5 protein-coding genes are annotated in these 4,033 nt (G+C 28.4%); 3 read left to right on the top strand and 2 right to left on the bottom strand.

What is annotated here, in order from left to right; all coding sequences use genetic code 11:
- Window positions 1-488 precede the first annotated feature (488 nt).
- Both KPL37_RS20200 and KPL37_RS19995 read left to right on the top strand, forming a co-directional pair.
- The gene (locus KPL37_RS20200; protein ID WP_281418732.1) at window positions 489-614 is read left to right on the top strand and encodes a hypothetical protein; all 126 of its coding nucleotides are present in this window, start codon (window positions 489-491) and stop codon (window positions 612-614) included.
- Window positions 615-630: 16 nt separating this feature from the next.
- On the top strand, window positions 631-720 hold the full coding sequence (locus tag KPL37_RS19995) for a hypothetical protein (RefSeq protein ID WP_343216314.1): 90 nt from the start codon (window positions 631-633) through the stop codon (window positions 718-720).
- A gap of 44 nt (window positions 721-764) precedes the next feature.
- Here KPL37_RS19995 and KPL37_RS19105 read toward each other — a convergent pair whose 3' ends face one another.
- Window positions 765-1,052 carry a phospholipase D-like domain-containing protein gene (locus KPL37_RS19105; RefSeq protein ID WP_216151662.1) on the bottom strand — a complete coding sequence of 96 codons (288 nt, stop codon included), beginning with the start codon at window positions 1,050-1,052 and terminating at the stop codon, window positions 765-767.
- Window positions 1,049-2,110 (bottom strand): iron-containing alcohol dehydrogenase family protein, encoded by a 1,062-nt coding sequence (locus KPL37_RS19100; RefSeq protein WP_216151661.1) that lies wholly within the window; start codon window positions 2,108-2,110, stop codon window positions 1,049-1,051. Before KPL37_RS19100 ends, KPL37_RS19105 begins: the two co-directional genes overlap by 4 nt.
- A gap of 240 nt (window positions 2,111-2,350) precedes the next feature.
- Between KPL37_RS19100 and KPL37_RS19095 the strand changes: the two genes are divergently transcribed.
- Window positions 2,351-3,493: a Fic family protein gene (locus KPL37_RS19095; protein WP_216151660.1), complete on the top strand. Its 1,143-nt coding sequence runs from the start codon at window positions 2,351-2,353 to the stop codon at window positions 3,491-3,493.
- Window positions 3,494-4,033 lie beyond the last annotated feature (540 nt).

The following is a 4,033-nucleotide window of genomic DNA, read 5'->3' as shown; positions in this document are numbered from 1 at the left end:
GAATCCTATCAAATTTAAATTGCTAAACTACCATGCTTTTCTTTATTATACATAAAAATACCCTATCGGGTAGACTTTTTTTAAATTGTCTACCCGATAGGGTACATTATATAACCAGAGGCTTTTTTATTTCCAACCTATCAAGCCCATACAATATAACATTTCATTTTCTTATATTCTTTAGAATTAGATTAAATTAAAATTCAGCAAGATAAATTTCACATATGCCCGTTAAAGCCACAACTAATGCTTTATACAACTAATAGCAATGAAATATATAATATGAATGAATTAGTGGAAAATATGCTTAATGACATTTCAAAAGGAAAGTCTCCTAATCAAATAATAGAGTTACATTCTATAACAAATAGAGAACTTAAGTGTAATTCTAAATCTCCTTCTGAAGTCATTAATATTTCAGCATCGAAGATGATGAACAGCTGCACAGGTGATGATTCGATGAGAATAAAAAAGAGGAGGTCGAAATTATGGTTTCTAATGCATCAAACATCTTTGGTAAATTAAAAAGTGATGGAATAAAAGAGGGAAAGAAAGAAGGCAAGACCGAGCTACTTATTACTCAGCTAAAAAAAAAGATTCAATGGTCTTTCTGATTATTATACAGATAAGATTAGATCGTTACCAGAGGGTGTTATTGATAAAATAGCAGCAGATATATTTGATTTACAAAAAGTTGAGGATTTAAAAAAACACTTATAGGAAAACAAGCGAAACAGCTATGAGAAAAAGCTGTTTTGCTTCCTTTACCTCGACATATCAGAATATCCTATATAAGCATCTGCATCCTCTTCGTATTCAAATATGTATGCCTTAGGGTGAAATGATTTATTCCTTATATTATAAAACCTTAAATCTACCTTATCACCTAGTGCGTCCTTTACTAAATATAAAGCCTGAGGTTGAGTGATATTAATATATTTCCCGGTTAATATTCTTATACGTACACCACTTTGCGCCACCAGCTTTAAATCATCAATAAGCAATTTCACTTCTGATTCCATTAAAAATCCTATTGCAAGATTTAATTTCATATTAACATAGAATTTAATGTTTCATCCTCATCAATAAACTTTTTAGCCATTTCTCTACTTTCTTCAACATGAATATAAGTATATCTGTTAGGTTTTATTGAAGGAGCTATATCTATAGCTTTCTTAAAATCTTCTTTTCTCATTTTCAGAGTTTTAACATATCTAAAAAATCCTGTTTCCGTTAATATTTTTGATATTCTCTCAAATCTGTGATTTTGCACATTAGACATAATATAGGTCGCAACTCCAACCTGTATGCCATGAAGTTGTGGAGTTTCAAGAAATTCGTCTAAAGCGTGAGAAATTAAATGCTCAGAGCCGGAGGACGGTGAACTATTACCTGCAATTTCCATAGATATACCATTTAAGGTTAGTGAATCCACTAACTCTTTTAAAAACAAATCATCCTTAATTGTCTTAAATTCAGTACGTACAAAACTATTTACCGATTTTTTTGAAAGCATAGCTGCAAAGTCATCAATAGTTGCTTTTCCTTGCTGCTCTTCAAATTTCCAATCATACAGAGCAGTGATGTTTGATACTAAATCTCCAATTCCTGAAAATATAAATTTCTCAGGGGCTCCTTTAATTACATCAATATCTATAATTATACCGTAAGGAGTTTTTGCTGGAAGAGACATACGTTTTCCACTTACTAAAAGGGATGCAACTGGGCTTGAAAACCCATCATTAGAGGTTGAAGTTGGTATGCTAATAAATGGTAGCTTTTTTAAAAAGCTCATATATTTAACAGCATCTATAGCTTTACCACCACCAATGCCAATAAGAGCCTCAACATCATTTGATATTTCAAATGCCATAGTACTAATTTCATCAAAATTTATGGCTAAGATAGTTTCTATTTTTAAAATCTGAATGTTGGATTCTTTTAAAGATTTCATTATAGACACTCCAAATAACTCTTCTATTCCTTCTCCATAACATATCGAGACCTTTTGCAACATAGCTTTTTTAATTAAGCTTCCTACGTTATTAATATTTCCTTTTCCTACTTCTAAAATTGTAGGAATAGCTATTCTGTGAGATGAAGACTTCATGTTTTTCACTCCTTGTAAGTTTATTCTAAACTTAGCTTGCTCATATTTAATAAATGTATTACAAAAAATATTTCTTGATACCTATAATAAATCTCATAAATTCAATAAAAAAAGTACTGCATATTCATTTTAAAACGAAATTATAAACTAAAATGTATATTTTTTAGTTTTAAATGATATACTTATTCGTGATAGCAACTATAATACTAGTTAAAATGTTTTAAATAAGGAGTTTCTTAAATGAAAAAACCATATTTACCATTTACATTGCCCAACGATAAATTAATTGATAAGGAAAGATTGTTTAATAAAGTAATACAAGCAAATAAAGAAATTGCTATATATAATGAGAAATTAAAAAGTTCAAAAGTAAGACCTGATCTTTTAATGGATTTATTCTCATTAAAAGAGGCTTTAGAATCTTCTAAAATCGAAGGTACTAAGGCAACTATTGATGAAATGTTAGAATATAGATCAGATGAAAAAAATGTTACGGATGATATTAAAGAAGTCACAAACTATTATATTGCTTTGCAAGAAGGTGTGTATGGGCTAAAAATATTGCCTCTAAGCAGTAGATTAATAAAAAATTTACACAAAACATTACTTGGTGGTGGGGTGAGAGGTGGAAGTAAAACTCCAGGAGAATTTAGATCTGTTCAAAATTACATAGGAACACAAGGTAGTAAGATAGAAAATGCTTCATATATTCCACCAGAACCGCAGCTTGTAGATAGTTTCATGAGTAACTTAGATGAATTTATGAATGAAAATGATGATATTAATGATTTAATTAAAATAGCATTAATTCATGCACAGTTTGAGACAATCCATCCCTTTTTAGATGGTAATGGTAGAATAGGTAGAATACTAATTCCTTTATATTTATACAATAAAGGATTTATAAGTAGTGCTAATTTATTTGTTAGTGAAAGTTTAGAAAAAGATAAATATAAATATTATGATCTTTTAAATGCAACTAGATTTAATGTAACAGATAAAGCAGACGATGAAGATCAATATGAAAAAGATATTGTTGCAGTAAGAAAAATTTATTCTGATTGGATAGACTTCTTTTTATCTGCGTGTATAAATGAATCAAATAAATTGATTGATAAAATAGAAAAAATAAATGAACTTTATAATGTAACTATAAACAAAAGCATAAAAATAATAAATAGTAATAAAATGAGACAGGTTATAGATGTTATATTTGAATTCCCTATTTTCACAAAAAATAAAATAAAGAGTAGAATGACAATCCCAGTAACTACTTTAGATAGTTATTTAAGAAAGTTGGTGGAAGCAAAAATAATTTATTCCGATGAAAAACATAGAAACAGAAAATATTATTTTTATGATTTAATTAATATTTTAAGGTAAATAATATTCAGTTTTCCTAGGGATACGTTTTATACACTGCTATTGAAAGCCTGTCAACCCAAAAACACATTCTATTAGTACAGGTGATACATCATGGTGTAAAGAAGTTAAAGATTCAATGGTCTTTCTGATTATTATACAGATAAGATTAGATTGTTACCAGAGGGTGTTATTGATAAAATAGCAACAGATATATTTGATTTAGAAAAAGTTGAGGATTTAAAAAAATACTTATAGGAAAACAAGTGAAACAGCTATGAGAAAATTCATAGCTGTTTCATTTGTTTTTTGTAACTCCACATATTAGAAGACCCTCTAAAAATATTTCTATCCTCTCTTTTTCAAATATGTATGACTTAAGGTAAAAAGATTTATCTTTATTTGCAAAAGAAGACTCCGCTCTCTATAGACGGAGATGAATTTTGTTGCTAAATTATTTTTAAATAACTTAATATTATAGGATCTATTATGGCATAATATTTAGTAGAGATTATAAAAAAAAGGTGGTGAATATTTTGAGAATAGAAACTAATTCTTCTA

It is taken from the genome of Clostridium frigoris (assembly GCF_018861865.1).
Lineage (GTDB): Bacteria > Bacillota > Clostridia > Clostridiales > Clostridiaceae > Clostridium_AD > Clostridium_AD frigoris.
Note: the sequence above shows the minus strand (reverse complement) of the source record. Positions and strands in the feature narration are given on the sequence as shown.